Annotated in this window: 17 protein-coding genes; 13 read left to right on the forward strand and 4 right to left on the reverse strand. The window is 41.0% G+C overall.

Annotation, left to right across the window (positions count from 1 at the left end; all coding sequences use genetic code 11):
* Positions 1 to 5: 5 nt before the first annotated feature.
* From ACMAZF_RS02640 to ACMAZF_RS02650, 3 genes are all read left to right on the forward strand, one after another.
* Entirely contained in the window at positions 6 to 257 is a 252-nt protein-coding gene (locus ACMAZF_RS02640; protein ID WP_435277162.1) for a sigma factor-like helix-turn-helix DNA-binding protein, read from the forward strand.
* 156 nt (positions 258 to 413) lie between these two features.
* A complete protein-coding gene (locus tag ACMAZF_RS02645; protein WP_435275946.1) occupies positions 414 to 1,448 on the forward strand; it encodes a M28 family metallopeptidase in 1,035 nt (344 codons plus the stop codon).
* 45 nt (positions 1,449 to 1,493) lie between these two features.
* Positions 1,494 to 2,510: an isoaspartyl peptidase/L-asparaginase family protein gene (locus ACMAZF_RS02650; RefSeq protein ID WP_435277163.1), complete on the forward strand. Its 1,017-nt coding sequence runs from the start codon at positions 1,494 to 1,496 to the stop codon at positions 2,508 to 2,510.
* Between the two features lie 13 nt (positions 2,511 to 2,523).
* On the opposite strand, the gene ACMAZF_RS02655 is transcribed toward ACMAZF_RS02650, so the two are convergent.
* The gene (locus ACMAZF_RS02655; RefSeq protein WP_435275947.1) at positions 2,524 to 3,210 is read right to left on the reverse strand and encodes a PDZ domain-containing protein; all 687 of its coding nucleotides are present in this window, start codon (positions 3,208 to 3,210) and stop codon (positions 2,524 to 2,526) included.
* Between the two features lie 32 nt (positions 3,211 to 3,242).
* Positions 3,243 to 3,401, reverse strand: coding sequence for an RNA polymerase sigma factor (locus tag ACMAZF_RS02660; protein WP_435275948.1), 159 nt, complete (start codon positions 3,399 to 3,401; stop codon positions 3,243 to 3,245).
* A gap of 460 nt (positions 3,402 to 3,861) precedes the next feature.
* Here ACMAZF_RS02660 and ACMAZF_RS02665 point away from each other — a divergent pair, with 460 nt between their 5' ends.
* The 10 genes from ACMAZF_RS02665 (at position 3,862) to prpF (ending at position 14,114) form a co-directional block, all read left to right on the forward strand.
* Complete coding sequence (locus ACMAZF_RS02665; RefSeq protein ID WP_435275949.1) at positions 3,862 to 4,263, forward strand: hypothetical protein; 402 nt, start codon at positions 3,862 to 3,864, stop codon at positions 4,261 to 4,263.
* Between the two features lie 12 nt (positions 4,264 to 4,275).
* Positions 4,276 to 4,677 (forward strand): hypothetical protein, encoded by a 402-nt coding sequence (locus tag ACMAZF_RS02670; protein ID WP_435275950.1) that lies wholly within the window; start codon positions 4,276 to 4,278, stop codon positions 4,675 to 4,677.
* Positions 4,678 to 4,695: 18 nt separating this feature from the next.
* Complete coding sequence (locus tag ACMAZF_RS02675; protein ID WP_435275951.1) at positions 4,696 to 5,184, forward strand: hypothetical protein; 489 nt, start codon at positions 4,696 to 4,698, stop codon at positions 5,182 to 5,184.
* Between the two features lie 181 nt (positions 5,185 to 5,365).
* A complete protein-coding gene (locus ACMAZF_RS02680; protein ID WP_435274875.1) occupies positions 5,366 to 6,397 on the forward strand; it encodes an IS630 family transposase in 1,032 nt (343 codons plus the stop codon).
* 112 nt (positions 6,398 to 6,509) lie between these two features.
* On the forward strand, positions 6,510 to 6,842 hold the full coding sequence (locus ACMAZF_RS02685; protein ID WP_435275952.1) for a hypothetical protein: 333 nt from the start codon (positions 6,510 to 6,512) through the stop codon (positions 6,840 to 6,842).
* 150 nt (positions 6,843 to 6,992) lie between these two features.
* Entirely contained in the window at positions 6,993 to 7,646 is a 654-nt protein-coding gene (locus tag ACMAZF_RS02690; RefSeq protein WP_435275953.1) for a GntR family transcriptional regulator, read from the forward strand.
* A 65-nt stretch (positions 7,647 to 7,711) separates the two neighbouring features.
* Positions 7,712 to 8,590, forward strand: coding sequence for a methylisocitrate lyase (prpB, locus tag ACMAZF_RS02695; RefSeq protein WP_435277164.1), 879 nt, complete (start codon positions 7,712 to 7,714; stop codon positions 8,588 to 8,590).
* A 57-nt stretch (positions 8,591 to 8,647) separates the two neighbouring features.
* Positions 8,648 to 9,772, forward strand: a complete 1,125-nt coding sequence (gene prpC, locus ACMAZF_RS02700; protein WP_435275954.1) for a bifunctional 2-methylcitrate synthase/citrate synthase — start codon at positions 8,648 to 8,650, stop codon at positions 9,770 to 9,772.
* 101 nt (positions 9,773 to 9,873) lie between these two features.
* Positions 9,874 to 12,468, forward strand: a complete 2,595-nt coding sequence (acnD, locus tag ACMAZF_RS02705) for a Fe/S-dependent 2-methylisocitrate dehydratase AcnD (RefSeq protein WP_435275955.1) — start codon at positions 9,874 to 9,876, stop codon at positions 12,466 to 12,468.
* Positions 12,469 to 12,944: 476 nt separating this feature from the next.
* Positions 12,945 to 14,114: a 2-methylaconitate cis-trans isomerase PrpF gene (gene prpF, locus ACMAZF_RS02710; RefSeq protein WP_435275956.1), complete on the forward strand. Its 1,170-nt coding sequence runs from the start codon at positions 12,945 to 12,947 to the stop codon at positions 14,112 to 14,114.
* A gap of 49 nt (positions 14,115 to 14,163) precedes the next feature.
* Here prpF and ACMAZF_RS02715 read toward each other — a convergent pair whose 3' ends face one another.
* Positions 14,164 to 15,687 (reverse strand): tryptophan halogenase family protein, encoded by a 1,524-nt coding sequence (locus ACMAZF_RS02715; protein ID WP_435275957.1) that lies wholly within the window; start codon positions 15,685 to 15,687, stop codon positions 14,164 to 14,166.
* Positions 15,688 to 16,032: 345 nt separating this feature from the next.
* Entirely contained in the window at positions 16,033 to 19,011 is a 2,979-nt protein-coding gene (locus tag ACMAZF_RS02720; RefSeq protein ID WP_435275958.1) for a TonB-dependent receptor, read from the reverse strand.
* Positions 19,012 to 19,133 lie beyond the last annotated feature (122 nt).

The raw sequence follows: 19,133 nt of genomic DNA on the forward strand, positions 1-19,133 counted from the left end.
CTTTTATTAATCAACTCCCTTCAGCGCAGCGCCAATTATTACGGGCAATCGAATTAGAAGGGGTAACTCAAAAGGATTTTGCTGAGCAACACGACATTAAATATTCAACCTTAAAATCACGTGTTAAAAAAGCACGCGCGTCTTTGATGGCGCAATTTGATAATTGTTGCAGCTTTTCTGTCGATAGTCGGGGGAGTGTTATCGATTTTTCCCGCAAAGGAAAATCATGTGGCTTTGCAGGCCATGAGGCTAAATGAGGGGGAGATTGTAAAAGTAAGTTACAAAGTAAGTTACAAAGTAAAACTGGTGTTAGTTAACAGTCATCTTAAAACAAGGTATATTCAGCGCCATTAAAAGAATTTAGTGGATCCCTTCTCATGAAAAAATCAGCCTTAGTTTTGGCTTTGGGCCTTATGGCCTCTAGCGCCTCAACATTCGCAGCCGATAACTCGACAAGTTACGCGTGGAATCAGTTTCAATCACTGCTCGAAGTGACTCAAAAAATGGGCGCTCGCGTTGCAGGTACTAAGCAAGAAAACGAAATGGCGCAGTGGATGAGTGATGAGATGACAGCCATGGGTTATAAGGTTAAGTCGTTGCCATTTAAATATCGCGCTAAAAACGGCAAAGTTGAATCACAAAACCTCGTAGTGGATATCAAAGGTGACTCTAAAGATATCATCGTAGTTGGTGCTCATTATGATTCAACAGGCGAGAAGGCTGGTTCGTTAGGTATTCTAGATAATGGCTCAGGCATGGTGGCGTTAATGGCACTAGCTAATGAGCTTAAAGGTAAAAAGCTACCTTATAGCGTGCGTTTGATTGCGTTTGGCGCTGAAGAAAATGGCCTTAATGGCTCTAAAGCTTACGTCAATCGCAGCGACAACCCGTTGAACAATGTCGTTACTATGATCAACTTAGATACGATTATTGGCGGTGACAAGCTGTATGTTCATAGTCCACTGACTAAGCCTTATAACTGTAGTTATGTAAAATCGCCTAAATTCGAAAGCTCGTCTGAAATACGTGAAGCGTTGCGTAGCGTTTCTAAAGATCTTTACGGTAAAGACGCTCACTTATTGCATCAGCCATTCCCTGGCTATCCAGAAGGTCAAACGGGCAGTTGGTCAGATCACGCGCCATTCGCCTGTAACGGTATTAAGACGGCTTACCTAGAAGCGACCAACTTTGAAATCAACGGCAAGAGTGGTAACGACGGTTATTCGCAGATTGCTGACAAAGAATTTTGGACCTGTTTCGATGAAGAGGCGATTGGCGCCTGTAATCGCAAAGAAGAAAAATATTGGGGCTCCATTTGGCACACCAAGTTTGATCATCCAGATTACTTAATGCCACGTTTTTCGAAACGCTTACAAAAGCAATTAGATCAAAACGTTAACGTATTATCTAAGTTTGTATTAACCGCTGATAAGTGGATCAAAGAATAATAACAAAATAAGGAGCTATTTATGTTCGCTAAACTGAGTAAATCTATGATGGTAATGACGGCGATTGCCGGATTTATCACACCACTTCAAGCGAGCGAGCATAAATTTGTTATCGCAATACACGGCGGCGCTGGTGCCATTGCCAAGGCTAAGATGACACCGGAAAAAGAAGCTAAGTATAACGCTAAGCTTACTGAGGCGACTAATGCTGGGTACGAAATTTTGGCCGCTGGTGGCTCAAGCTTAGATGCCATTAATCGCGCGGTGAATATTCTTGAAAACTCACCATTGTTTAATGCTGGAAAGGGCGCTGTCTATACCTACGATGGCGCGCATGAGCTTGATGCGTCCATTATGGACGGGCGTGATAAACAGGCGGGTGCAGTCTCAGGTGTTAAACACATTCAAAATCCAATCAATTTAGCACGTTTAGTGATGACTGATTCTGTGCATGTCATGCTGTCTGGCGAAGGGGCAGAAGAATTTGCCCTTGAGCAAGGGATGCCGCTAATTAACAACAGTCACTTTGACACCGATAACCGTTATAAGTCGCTGCTTAGAGCCAAGAAAAAACTCAAAGCGATTAAAGGTAAGTCGGATAGCAACAAAGATTATCAAGCAAATTATCGCCAGCTAGACAGTCAATATAAAATGGGTACTGTTGGCGCGGTTGCGGTCGATAAAGCAGGTAATATTGCCGCCGCAACAAGTACTGGCGGCATGACGGCTAAACGCTATGGCCGTATCGGTGATTCTCCTGTGATTGGCGCTGGTACTTGGGCTGATAACAATTCCTGTGCCGTATCAGCAACTGGTCATGGCGAGTACTTCATTCGTTATAACGTGGCATCAGACATATGCGCTCGTGTTCAATATCAAGGTAAAAGCGTTGAAGAGGCCAGTAAAGAAGTTATCTTCGGCCCAATGTTCAAAGCAGGCGGCACTGGCGGTGTGATTGTGGTTGATCCTAAGGGAAACATTGCCCTTACATTCAATACCAAAGGCATGTATCGCGGCTCACGTATTGAAGGTGAAACCGCGAAGGTGGCGATTTTTAAATAAATTCGACTATTTATCAACCAATAGTTGCGCGAATTTCGGGTAATATAGTTTTAAGATAGGTGGTTGAGAGCGTCTTTTTTTCCTTGTCGCGAACAACTTCGATATTGACTTCAGTTTCGCTTTGTATGTCCTTCAACAGCTGTTGAAGTTGCGCTACAGCAGTATGACTATCTTTGTTATTGATAATTGAAGTTCCGTTGAATGACATAATTCTATCATTGGTTTTTAACCCTATTTTTTCTGCAAAAGTGCGAGGCGTAATTGCTTGAATTAGTAGTCCCTCGTTAATGTTACTATTTAGGTCAAGAATCAATCCAAAGTGACTCTCTTTTCGTTTTGGTAACAATAGGTTAATTGAGTTAGCTGCACGGCCACTCTTGCTATAATGGTCAGTTATATCTTTTGTTAATGCATCAATTCGTAATTGTAATGCCGTTGGTAAATTGCTTTCGAAGTTAACTAGCTGTTGTTGAGACTTTGCTGGAATAGGTTTTTTATTGTCGCAGGTACTGTTTTTGATAGAGGCTATTGCAACTGAATCAAATAGTTTTGATGAGCTACTTTTTTGTGCAATTAAGCGGTAAATTTTGTTGGACTCTACATTTAACGCAAAGTTAATGATGTAATATTTACCGCCGATTGGACGATATGCTTTTATATCACTTAGTGATGAGCCACTAAGTTTATTGATTGTTGACATATTTTCCGCAAATCGCACCCCGTTACGTTCTGTTATTGGGTTTCTTGCAATATATCTTGAGCACTATCTTTATTTTGGCAGATCCGAAATATAGCTGAATACACTATCGCTGATGTTAATTCATAACATTGTGCGAATGCCTGATCTTCACCATTTAGCATCCTTTTGATAATTTCCGTATCCAATGTCACTTATTTACTCCTTTCTCATTACTATATAGCTAGACGTCTTTGAGCCGTAAATGGTTACATTTTTTTTTAATTTTTCCTAAATTACATTTTTATTCAAGAAGTAGAGTGAGAACCGAATAAGTAATAGCCAAAAAAGTGAAGTTTATCGACGTTATTTGCTGAGAGTTTGAAGTCGATTTGTGATTTACGGTAAATGTTAGTTGAGCATAGAGCAAATAATTTTTATTTGTAAATCTGGTGTTTATCATCTAATCTTACCAATCAATATTAATTATCATAAAAGGAATTCATGATATGTATCTAAAAAGACTCCCTCCTATAACCCTAGTGAATATTTGTTCATTAGTATTTATTAATTAGATTGAATCTAGTTATGCCATCGCTAAGCCCCCCAAAAAATTGTAAATATTGTTGCAGTGAAATTATAGAAAGCTCTTGGACGTGTTCGCATTGCTGTAGATTGCAAAAATCTTGGTGGCGAATATCTGGGGAGTGGGTATATCTAATTCCTTTAGGAATGATTGCTCTTTACATGTTAAATGTACTCGGTAATTTTGAAGAAAACTTTGAAGAGTATACATCCAAGTTCACAACGTCTTTTGTCAGTGATAGAACGCTGGCAAATAATGATTATATTGTGGTCTTTAAAATTGATAATGACACAGAGTATATGTGGCGAGATATGAGTTATCAGCTTATCGGTATGCAAGATGGCAAAGTTTCATTTGTTAGTTCTGGTGAATATTATAGTTGGCTAGTAGCAGCGAATTCTACGGGGTATGTAACACTCAGGCTCAAAAATAAACCACAGGTTACTGATTGGAAACTTTCTATCAAGAATTTAACGTCTAAAAAGAGATAGGTGGATTCAGAAATGAAAAAAATGATATTAGAATCAATAGCGTGGTTTTTTTTAACTGTTACAGTGATCGCTATGCTGAATATAGCAGGTATGTTTCCTACTGATTTTCGAAAACATGAGTCGCAGTTTAGTTCACAGCTAATTCAAGAATCTAAAGCTGGTTTTGGCCAAATAAAAACGCAAGTGTATAGCATTAGGAATACCAGCGAATTAGATTGGAACTACCTTCATTATGCGATTATCGTGCGTGATGGCAGTAAGGTTATTTATTCGAAGTATAGCGTTGAACCGAGTTGGAAAGTTGACGCCAATAGCGAAGCTAATATTAGTGTGGAAATCCCCGTTCTTGGCGGCAATGTTCATTCGGAGTTAGTGATCGGAAATTTAAGAGAAAAATCAATATTTAGGATTTAAGATGATAGGCGTAATTATATGAAAATGTCGGACTTACAGTTATGTACTCATTGTCAAAGTGAAGTTCCTAAAAAAGCAACGGTTTGTGCTTGTTGTCGACGCGATTTAAACCATAAGTGGTATAAAAAAATACAATTTTCTACAGTGGTCACTTTTTTACCTTTTGTGCTTTTTGTTGGTTACCTTAAGGGATGGTTTGAGCCAGAATTTAGCAATTATCAAGGCGATTTTAAAACGACTCAAGTAAACATGCTTAAAATTCCTGATGTACAAGGGAATCGATTAATATTCAAAATTGAAAATACATCAGATGTTAAATGGGAAAACTTGAGTTATGAACTCGTGAGTACTAAAGATAACAACATTGTAGAAGTTGAAACGGGTAATCAAAGGGCTTGGGTCATTCAGCCTCAGTCGGCGTCATATTTGATGGTGGATAGCTTAGATGACGTAAATGGCGTAAGTTGGCAGCTGAATATAAAAAATTTAGAAGTCCCTTTGTTCTAATTGTTATCTAGATTATTGAAAACCTAAAAGAGTGTGAAAACTGTAATATACTTTCATGCAGAGAAGCCGTTATATGTAGTGATAGGAATTGATATTATGACTACAAAGATGTCATTGTTGATATATACCCGTGATCATTGAAAGTGCTTGATTTTTTAGCTAATGAGATCATGATAGTCACATGAAAAAGATTGCTCTCACCGACATTCAAAAAGAAACGTTAGAATCTCGACATAAAAAAGCGAGAGATAAGCGTGAGTGCGATCGAATTAAAGCTATTCTATTGCGTGACGAAGGCTGGTCTTCGCCAATGATTGCTCAAGCGTTACGCATTCACGAAACGTCAGTTGTTAGATATATTGATGACTACATTCGTCGTGAAAAATTAACCATCAACAGCGGCGGCTCTACTAGTTATCTTAATCATCAGCAAACGCAACAGTTAATTGCACACCTGTGTGAAGTAACTTACCTACATAGCCATCAAATACTTGATCATATTGAGAGTGAGTACGACATTAAATACACGGTGCCTGGTCTCAATAAATGGTTACATCAGCATGGCTTTAGTTATAAAAAGCCCAAAGGCGTTCCTCATAATTTTGATGAGGAAAAGCAAGCAGCTTTTATCGCACATTATAACCAGCTTAAATCAACGCTGGCCCCTAATGAGCCAATCTTGTTTATGGATGCTGTTCATCCAACACAAGCGACAAAAATCACGGCAGGCTGGATTAAAAAAGGGGAAAATAAACCCATTAAAACCACAGGAAGTCGAACACGAATTAATGTAGTGGGAGCTATCCGATTGGGTCACTTAGAGGAAGCAGTGATAAGGCAATATAATAAGACAGTCAACGGTGAATCTATCGTTGATTTTTTAAATGAAGTCAGAGCCAATTATCAGACGAGCGGTATGCTTCATATGGTTCTTGATGGTGCTGGTTATCACCGTAATCAGATAGTGATTGATGAAGCCGAAAAGCTCAATATCAAGTTACATTATTTACCACCCTATAGTCCTAATTTAAACCCAATAGAACGGCTATGGAAGGTAATGAACAAAAATGCGAGAAATAGCCAATATTTTTCAAGTACTAAAGAGTTTCGACGGCGTATTAGCGATTTTTTTGAGTCAACATTACCCGATATTGCCAATACACTTGACGATACGATCAATGATAATTTTCAAATATTAAAAACTGCACTTTGAAGTTGATTTAGTATATACAATGATTTTGTCGTCCTACCCTAATCAAAAAAGCTCAAGCGTTTTTCGAGGATTTTAGTTAGCCTAGATAACATCAATTAAGCGAAGGTTTATTATGTACAAATTAATTGCTTCATTGTTGGCTGTTGTTATTACGGCTTTATCTATTGCCATCATGGCTGCTTTAGTTGATGATTCTAAACTGACTGCGCAGCAGGTTGGTCAATATCGCGCTGAACATTTTGTCGCGGTTGATGATGTGATTGAAGTTCCTCAAATTAAAAGCGGAATCATCCTATCATGTGGATCCATCACAATTGTTAAATATAGTGAAATTGCTTTGCTTTCAATGAAAACTCCAATTCAACAAAAGCTTGCTACTGACAGCGAACTCATTATTCGTAGATCTAAATTGATTAATGAACTTAAACAGTCGTTATTTATTTAGTGAATACATTTCTAAGTAATCCCCTTTCCGTAACACTAACTTTCCACTCTCTATTATCCTTTTGTCGACAATCAAGGCTTTTTTGTTGACCAAATGTAAAAATAATAGCAATATTGTCGACACTTTAAGTGATGGACATTTTTGCTAAACATGACATTTTTTACCGAACAGCCAGTAACAGCCGCCGATACAACGTTCTTTCAACTGCGAAAAGACATCGTTGAAGGGGATATTGCGGCGGGTTCTAAACTTAGCGAAACACAATTGTCGACAAAGTACGAAGTGAGCCGTGCTGTTATTCGTGAAGCGATTAATCGTCTTGAAGCATCCAATTTAGTTGAGCGTAAAGCTAATGTTGGTGCGCGCGTGGTGTCATTATCGCCGCAAGGACTGATTGAGTTGTATCAGGTACGTGAAGCGTTAGAAGGCATGGGGGCACGTTTGGCGGCTAAGAATATGTTAGCTGATGAAATTGCGGATTTACAGCAATTACTTGATTCCCATTCTAAAAAAGTTGAAAGCGGCGAGTCTTATTATCAAGAGGCTGGCGATGTCGATTTTCACTATCGCATTATTTTAGGCAGCAAAAATCAGCATCTGATCAGCACCCTTATCGATGGCATTTATCATCTCGTACGCATGTATCGCGTACAGCTTGGTATGGCTGGCCCTCGAGTAACGACAGCGTTTGATGAACACAAGCATGTCGTACGCGCCATTGCTAATCGCGATGCGGAATTAGCAGAAATGTTAATGCGCCGCCACATCACTTATTCAATGAAAAATATTGAAACCAAATTGTAATAACTAATGGCGACACTTGATGTTGCTACACAAAATTAAATGAGCCACAGGCAGAGGAAAATATGATGAGCGCAGGCAAGAAGTTTAGAGAAGCATTAGCAGAAAATAACCCATTACAAATCGTAGGTACGATTAATGCGTATTCAGCGATGATGGCTAAACAAATCGGTCATCAAGCCATTTACTTATCAGGCGGCGGTGTCGCGAACGCTTCTTATGGTTTACCTGATTTGGGGATGACGTCATTGAATGATGTGATTGTCGATGTCCAGCGTATTACCTCGGCGTGTGATTTACCACTGCTAGTAGATATCGATACAGGTTGGGGCGGCGCATTTAACATTGCTAAAACCGTTCGTGACATGGAAAAAGCAGGCGCTGCTGCCGTTCATATGGAAGACCAAGTCGCGCAAAAGCGTTGTGGTCACCGTCCAAATAAAGAAATCGTGTCAACTGAGGAGATGGTTGATCGTATTAAAGCGGCTGTCGATGCGCGCATTGACCCTGATTTCTTCATTATGGCGCGTACTGACTCATTTGCTCAAGAAGGCTTAGAAGCAGCTATTGAACGTGCTAAAGCTTATGTTGCAGCTGGTGCTGACGGAATTTTCGCCGAAGCGGTGAAAACAGAAGAACATTATCGTGCGTTCAGCGAAGCGTTAGATGTACCAATTTTGGCGAATATTACTGAGTTTGGTCAAACTGAATTATGGAATAAAGAACAATTGGGTGAGTGGGGCGCTGCGATGGTGCTTTATCCATTATCGGCATTCCGTGCCATGAATAAAGCTGCTGAGTTGGTGTACACCAGCATTTTAGAGCAAGGGGATCAAAAAGCTGTTGTTGATACGATGCAAACACGCATGGATTTATATGATTACCTTGGTTACCACGATTACGAGCAAAAGCTCGATTCGTTGTTTGCCGAAGGCAAAAACAAATAACATTTTTAAGAATTAAAACAATATTAAATAATTAGGAAGAAAGTCAGGAGAATGGCAATGAGTGATAAGAAATTAAGTGGTGCAGGATTACGTGGTCAAAGTGCTGGTGAAACAGCGTTATGTACTGTTGGTAAAAGCGGTAGTGGGTTAACTTACTGTGGTTACGATGTAAGTGATCTGGCTGATAATGCAACGTTTGAAGAAGTTGCTTACTTACTGTTTAATGGCGAGTTGCCAAATGCAGCGCAATTAGCAGCTTATAAAGCTGAACTGTTTGAAATGCGTGATCTACCACAAGCGCTAAAAGAAGTGCTTCAACGCATCCCACAAGATGCGCATCCAATGGATGTTATGCGCACCGGTTGTTCATTCTTAGGTAACTTAGAGCCTGAAAACGACTTTAGCGAGCAACATCGCGCTGCTAACCGCCTCCTTGCTGCATTCCCTGCCATCATGTGCTACTGGTATAAATTTAGCCATGACGGTGAAGATATTAGCTGTGTAACCGATGAAGAGTCTTTAGGCGGTCACTTCTTACGTCTTTTAAACGGTACGACACCAAGCGAGCAACATCGCCGTGTCATGGACGTATCATTAATCTTATACGCAGAGCATGAGTTCAACGCATCAACCTTTACCGCGCGTGTTTGTGCATCAACATTATCTGACATGTTCTCTTGTGTCACTGGCGCTATTGGTACATTACGTGGCCCACTACACGGTGGTGCTAACGAAGCCGCGATGGATATGATTGAGCGCTTTACATCACCTGAAGATGCAAAAGAGCAAATGGCTGGCATGTTAGCGCGTAAAGAAAAGATTATGGGCTTTGGACACGCGATTTACCGCACGTCTGATCCACGTAACGTCATCATTAAAGAATGGTCTGAAAAACTAGCACAAGAGAATGGCGATACATCGTTATACGATATCTCTGTTGCTTGTGAAGAGTTCATGTGGGACACCAAGAAATTATTCTGTAACGCTGATTTCTTCCATGCTTCAACGTATAACTACATGGGTATTCCAACGAAACTATTCACGCCAATTTTCGTTTGTTCACGCTTAACAGGCTGGGCTGCACACGTTATCGAGCAACGCTCAAACAACCGTATCATCCGCCCAAGCGCAGATTACACGGGTAGTGAACCACGCAAAGTAACGCCAATTAGCGCGCGTTAATTTCCTAACCCTCCCACCTGAATACGTGTGGGAGGTTTGAATCGTCGCTACAAAAGAAAGCAATGATAATTAGCGCGATCTTAGATTCCACGGATACACTTATGAACAATACTTTATATCGTAAAAAATTATCTGGCACATCGTTAGATTATTATGACACGCGCGCTGCCATTGAAGACATTCAAGCAGGCGCTTATGCCACACTTCCATACACATCGCGCATCTTAGCTGAGCAACTTGTACGTCGTTGTAATCCTGACGATTTAACGGCGTCACTGGAACAAATTATTCATCGCAGACAAGATCTTGATTTCCCATGGTATCCAGCACGTGTGGTTTGTCACGATATCTTAGGCCAAACGGCGCTAGTTGATTTAGCTGGGTTGCGTGATGCAATTAGCGAACAAGGCGGTGACCCTGCCAAAGTCAATCCTATTGTACCGACACAGCTAATTATCGATCATAGTTTGGCGGTAGAACATGGTGGTTTTGAAAGTGATGCGTTTGATAAAAACCGCGCTATTGAAGATCGCCGTAATGAAGATAGATTCCATTTTATCAATTGGTGTCAGGACGCTTTTGACAATATTGATGTTATTCCAGCTGGTAATGGCATTATGCATCAAATTAATCTTGAGAAAATGTCGCCAGTGATTCAAGCCCGAGACGGCATAGCCTTTCCTGATACCTGTGTTGGCACTGATTCTCATACGCCACACGTAGACGCGTTAGGTGTTATCGCATTGGGTGTAGGTGGTTTGGAGGCCGAAACTGTCATGTTGGGTCGTCCATCAATGATGCGCCTACCAGATATCATTGGCGTTCGCCTCGTTGGCAAACGTCAGCCAGGCATAACGGCAACCGATATCGTGTTAGCAATTACTGAATTTTTGCGTGAACAAAAAGTCGTTTCATCATACCTTGAATTCTACGGTGAAGGTGCAGCGAGTCTAACGATTGGCGATCGCGCAACGATCTCTAACATGACACCAGAATTTGGCGCTAGTGCAGGTATGTTCTATATTGATGAACAGACAATCGACTACTTAAAATTAACAGGTCGTGAGCCAGAGCAAGTGGCCTTAGTTGAACAATACGCGAAAGAAACAGGTTTGTGGGCAGATAGCTTGACAGAGGCAAAATACGAACGCGTATTGACTTTTGATCTATCATCAGTTTGTCGCAACATGGCTGGTCCATCAAATCCGCATCGCCGCTTACCAACGAGCGATCTTGCTACTCGTGGCATTGCTAAAGAATGGACGGAAACTGATGGCGAAATGCCTGACGGCGCTGTTATTATCGCGGCGATCACCAGTTGTACCAATACGTCTAATCCACGCAACGTGGTTGCAGCAGGGCTAGTAGCTCGCAAAGCAAACGAGTTAGGTCTTATTCGAAAACCTTGGGTTAAGTCTTCATTCGCACCAGGTTCAAAAGTCGCAGAGCTTTACCTAAAAGATTCAGGGCTACTACCAGAACTTGAACAACTTGGCTTTGGCATTGTTGGTTTTGCCTGTACAACCTGTAATGGCATGAGTGGCGCGCTTGATCCTAAGATCCAGCAAGAAATCATCGATCGTGACCTGTATTCAACAGCCGTATTATCAGGTAATCGTAACTTTGATGGTCGTATCCATCCACATGCGAAACAAGCATTTTTAGCGTCACCGCCGCTTGTTGTTGCCTATGCAATCGCTGGTACCATGCGTTTTGATATTGAACAAGATGCCTTAGGCGTTGATAGCGATGGTAATCCGATTACGCTTAAAGATATTTGGCCAACGGATGAAGAAATAGATGAAATTGTGACTGCGAGTGTTAAGCCTGAACAGTTTAAATCTATTTATGAGCCAATGTTTAACGTTAAAGTTGAAATGGGCGAGCAAATTAAACCGCTATATGATTGGCGTGAAATGAGCACCTATATTCGCCGTCCTCCTTATTGGGAAGGCGCATTAGCGGGCGAGCGCACCATGAAAGGAATGCGTCCGTTAGCGGTACTCGGTGATAACATTACGACCGATCATTTATCACCTTCAAACGCTATCCAATTGGCGAGCGCCGCGGGTGCTTACCTAGATAAAATGGGCGTACCAGAGGTTGATTTCAACTCATATGCAACGCATCGCGGTGATCATTTAACCGCACAACGTGCGACCTTTGCAAATCCTAAATTGCTTAATGAAATGTGCCGTGATGACAATGGCGAAATCAAGCAAGGTTCACTAGCGCGTATTGAGCCTGAAGGTGTTGAATCACGTATGTGGGAAGCGATTGAAACCTACATGGATCGCGCGCAGCCACTGATCATTGTCGCAGGCGCTGATTACGGCCAAGGCTCCTCACGTGACTGGGCTGCCAAAGGGGTTCGCTTAGCGGGTGTTGAGGTGATTTTAGCCGAAGGATTCGAACGTATTCACCGTACCAACTTAGTTGGCATGGGGGTTTTGCCGCTTGAGTTCGTCGACGGCGAAACACGCGAGACGTTCAATATCGATGGTACTGAAACCTATGATGTTATTGGTACGCCTGCACCAGGTGCAGCGCTGCAAGTATTAATGACACGCAAGAGTGGTGAACAGGTGACTATCGACGCTAAGTGTCGTTTAGATACAGCGGAAGAAGTTTCTGTTTATGGCGCTGGTGGTGTATTGCAGCGTTTTGCACAGGATTTTTTGGAAGGTAGTGTTTAACAATGGACGCGTCATTATATTTGACGCGCTCAATTAAGCTTGATCATATGCGCGCCAGTTACTTTTCTTTATGAAATACATCCGTGTATTTCACCCTGCGGGCCAGCCGTTGGCTGTTCAAATTAGTTCCAAACTAATTTGTGCGTCGCCACTAGATAGAATATCGGGAATATTCTAGGACTGCTTTAGCAGGTCGCATAGCGATAAATTTCAGGATGAGATTTACAAAGAAAAGTAACCAAAAGAAAGGCGACCCGTAAATTTATTGCTTTTCTTTAAAGAAATATCAGTCTTACCGAAACCGCTTTTTACGTGCATCCTGCACAAAAAGCTAAAAAATCATCCGTGATTTTTTCTTCTAACTGATATGACTTTAAAGGCAATAAAAGACGGGAGTTTTCCATGCTGAAAAGTTGTATTTCTTTTTGATTTACTTACATAGAGATAGAAAGATTGAATTTAAGAAGGATGTGCAGATGTCTTATAAACCACAAATAAAAATCCCCGCTACTTATATGCGTGGCGGAACCTCGAAAGGGGTCTTTTTCAACTTAACTGACCTACCTCAGGCTGCTCAAGTTGCAGGTGAAGCGCGTGATGCTATGTTGCTGCGGGTGATTGGTAGTCCAGATCCTTATGGCAAGCAAACCGATGGCATGGGCGGGGCGACGTCTAGTACGAGTAAAACAGTCATTCTGTCTAAAGCTTCAGTACCAGATCATGATGTAGATTACTTGTTTGGCCAAGTTGCTATTGATCGTGCCTTTGTTGATTGGAGTGGTAACTGCGGCAATTTAACGGCGGCGGTTGGTTCGTTTGCTATATATTCTGGTCTGGTTGATAGCGATCGGATTCCTGAAAACGGCGTTTGTGTTGTGCGTATTTGGCAGGCGAATATCAAGAAAACCATTATAGCGCGTGTGCCTATTACTAACGGTGAAGTGCAAGAAACCGGTGATTTTGAACTCGATGGTGTGACTTTCCCAGCGGCAGAAGTGCCAGTAGAGTTTGTTGATCCTAGTGATGGTGACGGTGCTATGTTCCCAACGGGAAATTTAGTCGATGATTTAGACGTTCCGGGAATCGGTACGTTCAAGGCTACGATGATTAACGCAGGAATCCCAACCATCTTCTTGAATGCTAGTGAAATCGGTTATACAGGTTGTGAGCTACAAGAAGCCATTAATGGGGATGAAGCAGCCTTAACGAAGTTTGAAACCATTCGTGCTTATGGCGCGGTGAAAATGGGATTAATTAGCGATATCTCAGAAGCCGCTGCACGGCAGCATACACCTAAAGTGGCGTTTGTTGGTGAAGCGATGGACTATGTATCATCAAGCGGTAAAGCAATCGGCAAAGATACTATAGATTTAAACGTACGCGCTTTGTCGATGGGCAAGCTCCATCACGCCATGATGGGCACTGCTGCTGTGGCTATTGGTACCGCTGCAGCTATTCCGGGTACATTAGTGAATCTTGCCGCTGGTGGCGGTGAACGTGAATCTGTGTGTTTTGGTCACCCGTCAGGCACATTACGTGTTGGTGCGAAAGCTAGTCTTGTTGATGGTCAATGGCAGGTCGATAAAGCGATTATGAGCCGTAGTGCCCGTATCTTAATGGAAGGTTGGGTGCGTATTCCAAGCTAATAATCATTTAAAAAAGAAGGCTTGCACGTTTTGGTGCAAGCCTACGATTTTAACGAGAGATATAGATCCCTGTATCTTTCTTACAATACGATTTTAAGAAGTCCTCATGAGTTGGTGCGATCTTCGCACTTTCATCAATAGCATGCTTAATATCTTTCATAAATTTCTGATAGTCTACATTTTCACGCATATCCACAATAGGATCATAGGTATCTGGTGTAACATTTTGACCGATCAGAACTGACATCCAATTATCGAGACCAAATAACTCATCTTTACTAAAGATGATATGCCCACGATTTTTAAACTGATCTAATCTGTATTTTAATGATTCTGGGATGTCCATGTTAGAAACCATTTGCCAGAATTGTGTATCATCACGCTCCGTTGCATGATAGTGCAAGATAATGAAATCTTTGACAGTGTTATATTCTTCAATGGTGCGTTTGTTATATTCGAAAGCCGATAGACCATCCATATTATTTTTGGGAAACAAGGATATAAAGCGATAGATGGCTGACTGAATTAACTGTAGTGCCGTTGATTCTAAAGGCTCCAAAAAACCTGATGAAAGGCCAATTGCTAAACAGTTTCCTTTCCAAGGCTGGTTTCTATGGCCTGTTGTATACTTAATTACTCTTGGTTCAGCTAGCAACTTCCCATCAACATTGTCGAGCAGCGTCGCCTTAGCTTCTTCATCTGAAATAAATTTACTGGAATACACATAGCCATTACCGACTCGATGTTGAAGAGGAATTTTCCACTGCCAACCTGCCTCTCGAGCTGTTGATTTAGTTAATGGTGGAATTGGCCCTGTGTGCTCACTTGGCACTGCTACTGCACTGTCACAAGGTAAGTAGTGGGTCCAATCGGTGTAACCTGAATGCAATGCATCTTGAATTAGTACACCTTTGAAACCAGAGCAATCTATAAAAAAGTCAGCGGATATTGTCTCGCCATCCTCTAGCGTTAAACTGTTTATGATGCTAGTTTTTTGATCCACGTCTGATGAAGCTACTATGCCTTCTATACGCTTGATTCCAGCTTTGATTGCTTTTTCTTTTAGGAAGTTAGCATAGAGTCCAGCATCAAAATGATAGGCGTAATCATAGGTAGACATGATATTTCCATATCCATTTTGCGGTTTATCAAACTTGTTTGATTGACTTAAAGCCCAAGCCATTGAATAAGCATCTAATGGTAAATCGTTACCCTCTGATTTTGATTTTAACCAATATTGAAATAGCGGCACATAATCAAACCCTGGACCAAATTGTCCAAACATATGGCCATAGCTATGACCTTTACGTGTCCAGTCAACAAATTCTATGCCTAGTTTAAATGTACCTTTTGTTGCACGCAAAAACTCTTTTTCATCGATGCCTAATCGAGTATTAAATTCCTTGATAGGGGGGATGGTCGCCTCACCAACGCCAACTGTTCCTATGTCGTCTGATTCAATTAGTGTTATATCGCAGTTAGTAGGTAATACGTGAATTAATGATGCTGCTGTCATCCAGCCTGCACTGCCTCCACCAAGAATTACGACTGATTTAATTTTTTGAGCTTCCATTGATATGCCTTCTCTAGAAAATGTATCTTAATGAAGTTGTTAATTGATATGACTGATTGGAATTTATACCAATTGCATTAAGTAAGTGATCTTGTTGTGCGTAGATAAAATCAGCTAAAACAAGGCGCTCGATTGACTAATAGCTGGCTATTAGGATTGAGAGCAACGCCATTTTAGTTAATTTTAACAAGTACAAGTGGGCAAATATTTAATGCAATTGGTATTAGCTGTCAGCATAAAATATCGCAAGCGTTTTAGCAAATTTAGAGCGCTATATAAAAAGGCCAGTTAAGGAATTAACTGGCCTTTAATAGCGTCTTATTAGACTATACTGCTCAAGTTAGATTAGAACTTGTATCGTGCACTTAACTGTACTCGACGTGGAGCTTGATAGCTTGTTGGAGATAAGAAGTTTTTGTTTAACTCTGCATTATCCTGTGCTTTGTCTTTCTGTTGGTCGTAGAAAGTAGGACGTTGCGTGTTAAACACGTTATTTACTGTAGCTTGCAATGTTAAACCCTCAGACCATTCTGGTGAGTAGGTTAAACCCATATCAACATTGAATTCCCAGTTGCTACGGCCTTGGTCTCCACGTTTAGTAAGCTCTTTGTCACCATTTTCATTACGGCAGTAGAAACTAGACGCCCCGTAACGTTTGAAGTTACCGTAATCGTATGCTGTTGAACCGTCTCCAGTTAGCATTCCGTCTAGGTTTACATAACCCTGACAACTTAATGGTGTACCTGAAACAATCGAAGTATTGAATGATACTGTTAATTCTTCGTTAATTTCATATAAACCAAATGCTTTGAACTGATGTCTACGATCTGATGGTAAATCGCCGTATGCACCGCGCATGAATGCCGCGTGATCGAAATCTTGCGTTGCACCAGCATCTTCTTGTGCAAGAGAAGTATTTACGTAACCTTCTGCATTACCAAATGTACGTGATAATACGTAAGAGAAATTAGCTTTCCATTTGTCAGAGAATGCTTTTTCTGCTTCAAATTGAAGACCTACATAATGACGCTTGTACTCTGGTAAGCCATGGTAGCTTGCTGGAGTTGTTACGTCAGTTAGGTTTCCATCGTCATTCAAATCCATAGCTAGCGTAATATCTTTACCTGGATTGATGATCATACAACCTTGCATTGAATGCGGGTCGAAGTTGTCATGGCCGTTATCAGCAGCCCATTTTACGAAACCGTCATGTCCACAGAAATCATCCATACCATTTACTATAGAACGACCCATGAATTTAACGCTTGCCGTCCAATCATCACCAACTTCTTGTTGGTAACCAACGATTAGCTCTAACTGACTCATTGGATCCAAATTTTTATCTGCAATTGTCGCTGGGTTAGCAATTTGAACATCGTTTGTACTAGTGCCAAATTTTTCACCAAGGCCACCGATTGGCGTACCGTCAGCATTCCAACCGCCAGAAATTTTGTACCAATCTTCAGTGTTAACTTCTTCACGAGTTGAACGAATGTTTGTGTTCGCTGCAACAGGGATGTAGTACTGTCCAAATGTACCGTAAAGTTTCTTAGATGAATCACCGTCCATATCCCAAGAGAAGCCTACACGAGGAGCAATTAATTGATCTGATTCAATAAATATTTTACCGTTTCCGTCTTTATTTGTGAAAGTTTCTCCGCGAAGACCACCGTAAATCATTAAGTTATCAGTAGCCTGCCATGAATCTTCTACGAACCATGCGGTATTTTCTACAGTAAATGTAGCACTCTTACTGTTAAAGGTACGTGTTCTAACGACTTCTTGACCTTGTGGCAACGTTACGCCATTTACAACGTTACCATTGATTTCTGCATCAGACGTTAGGTAGCGGTAATAAATGTTACCAGAGTAGTTACGACCAGGAGCTGTAGCATCATAAGTCTCAGAGTTGTAACCGAATTTTAGTGTATGATCTCCGATTACCCAGTTACCGTCAATTTTCCAACTTGTACGCTCATCTTCATCATCAATAGTATCAGCTACTGTGAATTTAGCAGTATCCCAACAACCAATTGGAGTCCAATCACCGTCACGGTTATCGTACGCAGAAGCACACTCTTCACCTGGTAAGTTAGGAACTTTTAAGTATTGGTACTTTAGTTGACCGTACATTGCATTAAGGGTGAAGTCATCTGTGATGTAACCAGTATAGGTTAATACATTGATGTTACCGCCTTCAGAGTATTCGTAGCCCGAACTCGCTTTGCTGTGAACACCTTTATATTCGTCTGCGTCGCTAATTTTATAGTTCTGACGATCGTACTCAGTTTCATTATTAATATGAGTGAAACGTAAAAGATGGTTCTCTGTAACATACCAATCAAGCTTAGCCAAATAATTTGGTGTTGTAACAGAGTATTCGTAACTAGTAGTACGAGAGAAATTATCTCTTTCTACTTTTTGACCTTCAATATTAGTGTAGAAGAATAGTTTATCTTCAATTAAAGGACCGCCGCCAAATACATTGTATTTTAGGCTGCTAAATTCATCATCGCTGTTATATGCGCCAATTTTGTCCAAATTTGCGTTATATGAATTTTTTTCAGTTGCACGAAGTGAACTTGGGCGAAGATATGCTGCTGCACCAAAGTCCCAATCATTTGAACCAGATTTGGTAACGATGTTGATGATACCACCAAGTGCACGACCAAACTCTACGCCGTAACCACCAGATTTAACTTGCGTTTGTGCAATTGAATCCTGTGGTAAGTCCGCGAAAGAAAGTAAAGTACGTAAGTTCGTTACGTCCATACCATCGATGTAGTAACCATTTTCGCCGATTGAAGAACCACCAAATGAAGGTAGATTACGGCCGAAGTTAGCACCACCTTGGATAGCTCCCGGAGTAAGAAGTGCAACAGAAACTGAGTTACGAGGAAGCGGCAATTCAAATACATCGTCTGCAGTAAAAACTGCCGTAGATTCAGATGATGAAGTATCAATAGTGCTAAACATTTGACCAGTAACTTCAATTTTTTCAACTTCTTTTTCAAAGTTTACGCGACTACCTGACCCGATGTTTACGATAACAGTTCGAGTGTTGCCACTTGCATCTGTAACCGAATAAACGCCTGCTGGTACGCTGCTTACGCTAAAGCGACCGTCAGCTTTTGCTGAAACAGTACGAGTTACGCCTGTTTTTTTACTTTTATAAGTAACTTTAGCACCAGCTTCAGTTTTACCAAAGATAGAACCTGCGTTGTTACTTGCTGCCATTGCTGCTGGGGCAGCTAAGCCTAGCGAAACGGTAACTGCTACTGCAGTTAAAGAGCGTTTAAAGCCCTTAGACATGTTAGTTTTCATTATTCTCTCTCTCTCTCTAATTATTATTGTTTCTAATTGGATCTCTTAATTGGATACAATTTAGTGAACGCCGTATAAAATACCATTTTTTGATACTTTGTAAATAGCTTGTAACGGAAGTT

The organism is Psychrobium sp. nBUS_13, from assembly GCF_051201665.1.
In the GTDB taxonomy this organism is placed as follows: domain Bacteria; phylum Pseudomonadota; class Gammaproteobacteria; order Enterobacterales; family Psychrobiaceae; genus Psychrobium.

Bases quoted from the DNA above. Each gene is read 5' to 3' on its own strand.
- prpB (WP_435277164.1), top strand. From the start codon at position 7,712: ATGAGCGCAGGCAAGAAGTTTAGAGAAGCATTAGCAGAAAATAACCCA.
- prpF (WP_435275956.1), top strand. From the start codon at position 12,945: ATGTCTTATAAACCACAAATAAAAATCCCCGCTACTTATATGCGTGGC.
- ACMAZF_RS02720 (WP_435275958.1), bottom strand. From the start codon at position 19,011: ATGAAAACTAACATGTCTAAGGGCTTTAAACGCTCTTTAACTGCAGTA.
- ACMAZF_RS02690 (WP_435275953.1), top strand. From the start codon at position 6,993: ATGACATTTTTTACCGAACAGCCAGTAACAGCCGCCGATACAACGTTC.
- prpC (WP_435275954.1), top strand. From the start codon at position 8,648: ATGAGTGATAAGAAATTAAGTGGTGCAGGATTACGTGGTCAAAGTGCT.
- ACMAZF_RS02670 (WP_435275950.1), top strand. From the start codon at position 4,276: ATGAAAAAAATGATATTAGAATCAATAGCGTGGTTTTTTTTAACTGTT.
- acnD (WP_435275955.1), top strand. From the start codon at position 9,874: ATGAACAATACTTTATATCGTAAAAAATTATCTGGCACATCGTTAGAT.
- ACMAZF_RS02650 (WP_435277163.1), top strand. From the start codon at position 1,494: ATGATGGTAATGACGGCGATTGCCGGATTTATCACACCACTTCAAGCG.
- ACMAZF_RS02680 (WP_435274875.1), top strand. From the start codon at position 5,366: ATGAAAAAGATTGCTCTCACCGACATTCAAAAAGAAACGTTAGAATCT.
- ACMAZF_RS02685 (WP_435275952.1), top strand. From the start codon at position 6,510: ATGTACAAATTAATTGCTTCATTGTTGGCTGTTGTTATTACGGCTTTA.
- ACMAZF_RS02655 (WP_435275947.1), bottom strand. From the start codon at position 3,210: ATGTCAACAATCAATAAACTTAGTGGCTCATCACTAAGTGATATAAAA.
- ACMAZF_RS02715 (WP_435275957.1), bottom strand. From the start codon at position 15,687: ATGGAAGCTCAAAAAATTAAATCAGTCGTAATTCTTGGTGGAGGCAGT.
- ACMAZF_RS02645 (WP_435275946.1), top strand. From the start codon at position 414: ATGGCCTCTAGCGCCTCAACATTCGCAGCCGATAACTCGACAAGTTAC.
- ACMAZF_RS02675 (WP_435275951.1), top strand. From the start codon at position 4,696: ATGAAAATGTCGGACTTACAGTTATGTACTCATTGTCAAAGTGAAGTT.